We start from the raw sequence: 4,583 nt of genomic DNA, 5'->3' as shown, positions 1-4,583 counted from the left end.
TTTTTCTTCGCCTTGAGCCTTGCCTTTCTTCATGAAGAAAAAGCCTGCCGCGGCAGCAACAGCCAGTGCACCCAGGATGAGTGGCAGGTTGGATTTGCCGCCTGTACCGACCGCGAATGGGAAGCGTGATACATATTCTGTATCATTATCACGGACTGTCACCAAGCCTACGAAGCTGCCTTCCGCTGGGAAGTTATATTCAAATGTCACCGAGCCGCTCGGATAAACCTTGGGCGGAATGTGGAATATCGTGATTTCATCCAGATTTTCCTCTGAGCCCGTGTCACGAATTATCCGTACTTCTGTTGTCATCGGTCGCAAGGCTTCATCGATGTAATCCAGCGCCACGATTGTTCGGCCAACATTCGGGATATCTTCACAGAACTCCTGCTCCTGCGTGCTTTCAGGCTGATACCCAGTAAAATGCATGGTGTAGGGGCCGACTGTCAGCTTGCACATGTCATCGGCCAGGGACAGCCCGCCATGGGCATGCACTTGCAGCGAGCAGGCCATCCCCAACACTAACGCCCCTATCCATTTACTACTGGATCTCATCCACTCCCTTATCATTATCAGTTACTCCTTACCAGTTTAAAATCTCTTATTATATAACTATTTATATTATTCTTATGCGCGTTTTAGCTATGTGCGACGAGAACCAAACCATCCGCGCAAGCGCCCGGATTGTATGAGTTTATAGATCAGCCAGGATAATAGCAGCAACGCGATGACTGGACCTGTCCAGGCACGCGCGATTTTGCCATAGTCAACCATTTCCACACGCAGCCGATAGTGATAATTCAGGGGTGGAATACCTTCGGCTGTCACCACAACGGAATAAAGCCCTTTATCCAGTGTGCCTATGCCACTGATCACACCATCAGGGTAATAATCGGCATTGATCTGGGTGACGGTTGCGCTTTCGCCCGCGTCTTCCCGCATAACTTTCATGCTCACGGGCATGTTCCGCAGCGCCTGGTCGACCAGGTCGATGACCAGATAGGTGTCGCCGGCCACCGGAATGTCTGTGCAGTAGTGGCCTGCCTGGTCAAATTGCGGCTGGTATGCACTCAAATGCACCATGTTTTCTCCTACCTGGCGCACACAAGTGTCTTCTTCCAGTGAGACTCTGCCATGCCCAAGGGCTGTGCCTGCATAGGCGCCTAAAACAAGAACGCAGGCCGCAATAGCTGATTTTATCGATTGTCTTACCACGACTAACCCTCCTGTTTCTCTCTCAACAAGGAATCTCTGTCTTGCCTTGTCGTCAAGACTTTGCTTTTTATGCTCATCATTCCCTTCTTTTCTCCAAGGTCAAATTGAATATAAATTCGACATGCCATAAGGGTCTTTGTTCCGATTTTCCATAAAAAAACCGGTACACCTCTGCCTTCCGACAGCGGTGTACCGGTATCTGCCTGGTTTACGACTCTAGTACAGCTTAGAGTTTAGTAAATACCGGAATAACCGCACCAGCAATACTGTTGATGTGGCGATTTCCTTCTTCATCCCAAGACATCAGCAGGCCACCAAAGCGGCTTTCCGGGTCACCCAGCAACGCCATCAAGCGTTGGATTTCCCACAATGCATCTTTGGCTTCCATTTTGATTTCTTTGGTTTCACCAGGTTGGATTGCAGATTCGTCATCAAACGTCAGGCCAACGGCTACCAATTCGCGTGGGTAGCTTGGATCCAGATGTTTGCGGCCAACAGAGTTGACGAAACGGATACCTGCGGTGGTGAATTCACCGAAGTTTACCGGTGCGTCGCCGTTGTTGGTGACTTCCATGGTGACACGCAGTGCACGACCAGGTACGTCATAGTTGGCGTAGGTCACACGAATCGCGACTGGATTCGGTGCTACCGGCAATGGTGCAACTTTGGATTCACCAGCCTGGATGGGCACGGTGTAGGGATGTTTGTTTTCCGTGTAACGGTAGCCACCCCATACCAAAGCAAGCGTCAGGATTGCCATGACCATGGTGATTTTCTTGTCCATCGGATCACGCAACAGATCATCACCGTATGCCAGCAATACCCGGCTGCGTGGCAGGAACATCGGACGGGCAACAAAGATGCCAATCCAGAAGACGCCAATCGAGAACCACAGAATGTGCCAGAACAAGGCGTTCGACAAGTTGAAGGTTTCCGAGTCGATGGTTTCACCAGTCAGCAGTTTGAGCGGGTTGGTGAAGTCATCCCAGCTTCCCGTGATGTTCATCCAGGCGCCTGGTCCAGCAATCGGGCCTGCGTCTTTGACGTTCAACATGGCGTGCATGTGATGGCGGCCAGGAATACGGGCTCTCAGGTTGGTTTCAAATTCATAGTCACGGCCGATTTGCAGGGGACCTGAAATAAACCAGGGGTGACCATTGATTTTGGTGCTGAGACGCACGAATACCGGGCTGGGGCTACCTACGTTGAAGAAGGCGCGATCTGGCTTGGCAGCTGCGCGCGGCCAGTCTTCAGCCAAGTGGAACTTGCCGGAGATTTTGGCATGTTCGTTGACTTTGGTGACTTCCGGGCCCCATTTCAGATCGTACCATTGGACGGTACGCATCCGAAGGAAGGGTTCCTGGGAGCGTTCACCATGTGCCGCGACCGTGGATACATCCAATGTTACTGTCATGGCCAGGGCCGCCGCCGCGTAGGCAACGCCATAAAGGCCCATTACACTGCGCTTGTAAAGGTTTTTGATATCCATTTACTTGATCCCCTCTGGAAAGCCTTCTTCTCCGAATGCCGTAACGTCTTCTCTGTGAACGATACGTCCTCTTTTACCTTTGACATAGAAAAATGCCGTGCAAAAGACTTTTCCTAGATACCACCAAACCGTGAACATCAGCATGGATACGAATGCTGCAAAGAATGCAGCAATAACCGTGGTGTGTCCACCGAAGGTACGCAGCGAGCCTTGTTCGATCAGACGGGTGTATTCCGGGGTACCAGTACGAACGTACAGGTGGCCCATGTAGTCAGCCATCGACAACAGGGTGCCTTCTACTACGATTGGCAGGTGGGTCGGTCCAAAAATCGCCCAGTTGCCAGGGTAGAACAGCAAGCCAAAGAAGCCGCCGCCTACCAGTGCTGTGATCAGCCAGTTACGGGTCAGGTACAGCGTGAAGTCCAGCATCAACGCGCCCGGCAGCATGATGCCAGGGGTAACGAAGTTGATGGGATAGTGTGACCACCAGTAGAAGCCCCAGTAACGGGTCAGCCACTCACCGATCAACAGGCTGATGACGCACAGTGTCGCACCAAACGGTTGACGATAGTTTACCCACAGGTAGTACATGATTGCCGCACAGTAGGTAATCCCAACGATGGGGGTTACCACTGGCCACCATTGACGGTCTTTCCAGTCAAGCCAGAAATCCCAGTCACCTGCCAACAGCATGAAATGCATGTGGTAAGTACCTACCAGCAGTATTACCAGAATCGGAAAATATACCGCATCAATCATGCGTGACATGTGGATCGCTTCCGGCGGCATTTTGGCCGCTTTCAGGATCTCTTCGGTTCTAAACATACTCACATTGCCCTCCCTTTCGTAGCTTGTGATAGTAAATGTAACATGACGATTCCTCTATCTTTTTGAGTAAGGTACCGCATTGGCGACCAGCTGATTTCAAATCCCTAGAAATCAACTGGTCTGTTTCCTCTTCTCTCCGCCCAGACCGGTAGATGCTACCGGCCCAGGCGAATCACGACCAGATTAGGCTACGATCCGGTTGTTGAGGATTTCTTTGCTTTGGTTATTCCAGATTACGTCAGTAAGGTTGGAATAACGGGTAACGATCTGAGCAGCAATGCCACCTTGGAACAGGCCGGCCCAACCCAGAATCACAAAGCCCCAGTGCAAGGGTGCGCTAAACAGTTCTTCCATGAACCAGAAAGCGTGTCCCCATTCGTTCAGGCCAACGTTAGGCAGAATCATCAACGGTCCTGCAATGGCCATCACCAGCGGGAAGGAAATACCACGGCTGTACAGCGGCAGGCGGGTCATTGCATACAGATAAGCCGCAATACCGCAAACGATGTACATCGGGAATGATCCGTAGAACACTACCACGTGGCTAGGCGTGAAGCTGGTGTCACGAATAATCACTTGGTGCCAGGATGCATCTTGCTCGGTGAAGAAGCTGCCACCCCAGTAAACACCAAAGATGTAGACGCCAATCCACATCAACCAGTAGAAGTAGCGTTTGATTTCGAGCTTGGGATCAAGGTTGTCCAGTTGCTCTTTGGTATCACGCGTTTTCCAGATCCAGCCCCAGGTTACCAACGCAAACAAAGGCATGATCGTCATGTGGACGCGCCATAAACCCATCCAGATACGGTCAAATTCAGGTTCCATGGAGTCCATGCCGTGCGAGTAAGCAAAGGTCCGTTGGTACCAAACCCAGAAAATCGCTACCAGCAGCATGGTCGTCATCCCAAATTTGTACCATTTGGAATCGTACCACAACGACATGTCATAGCCTCTTTCCGAGGTCGACGATGCGCTGCTCGTTCCCATCGTAGTTGCCATCTCTATTCCTCCTGTTCACTACATTTTTGTTAGAAACAGTAATGAAATACTC

Annotated in this window: 5 protein-coding genes; all 5 read right to left on the bottom strand. The window is 51.1% G+C overall.

From position 1 onward, the window contains the following. On the bottom strand, positions 1-555 hold a 555-nt coding region (locus BLV85_RS14245; RefSeq protein WP_143032362.1), incomplete at its 3' end, for an LPXTG cell wall anchor domain-containing protein. An 87-nt stretch (positions 556-642) separates the two neighbouring features. Then, the gene (locus BLV85_RS14240) at positions 643-1,215 is read right to left on the bottom strand and encodes a hypothetical protein (protein ID WP_090415885.1); all 573 of its coding nucleotides are present in this window, start codon (positions 1,213-1,215) and stop codon (positions 643-645) included. Between the two features lie 226 nt (positions 1,216-1,441). Continuing rightward, complete coding sequence (locus tag BLV85_RS14235) at positions 1,442-2,704, bottom strand: methane monooxygenase/ammonia monooxygenase subunit B (RefSeq protein WP_090415884.1); 1,263 nt, start codon at positions 2,702-2,704, stop codon at positions 1,442-1,444. Further along, positions 2,705-3,529 (bottom strand): methane monooxygenase/ammonia monooxygenase subunit A, encoded by an 825-nt coding sequence (locus BLV85_RS14230; RefSeq protein WP_090415883.1) that lies wholly within the window; start codon positions 3,527-3,529, stop codon positions 2,705-2,707. Between the two features lie 186 nt (positions 3,530-3,715). After that, positions 3,716-4,531, bottom strand: coding sequence for a methane monooxygenase/ammonia monooxygenase subunit C (locus tag BLV85_RS14225; protein WP_090415882.1), 816 nt, complete (start codon positions 4,529-4,531; stop codon positions 3,716-3,718). Between the last annotated feature and the right edge of the window lie 52 nt (positions 4,532-4,583).

The sequence above is a fragment of the Nitrosomonas halophila genome, from assembly GCF_900107165.1.
Lineage (GTDB): Bacteria > Pseudomonadota > Gammaproteobacteria > Burkholderiales > Nitrosomonadaceae > Nitrosomonas > Nitrosomonas halophila.
Note: the sequence above shows the minus strand (reverse complement) of the source record. Positions and strands in the feature narration are given on the sequence as shown.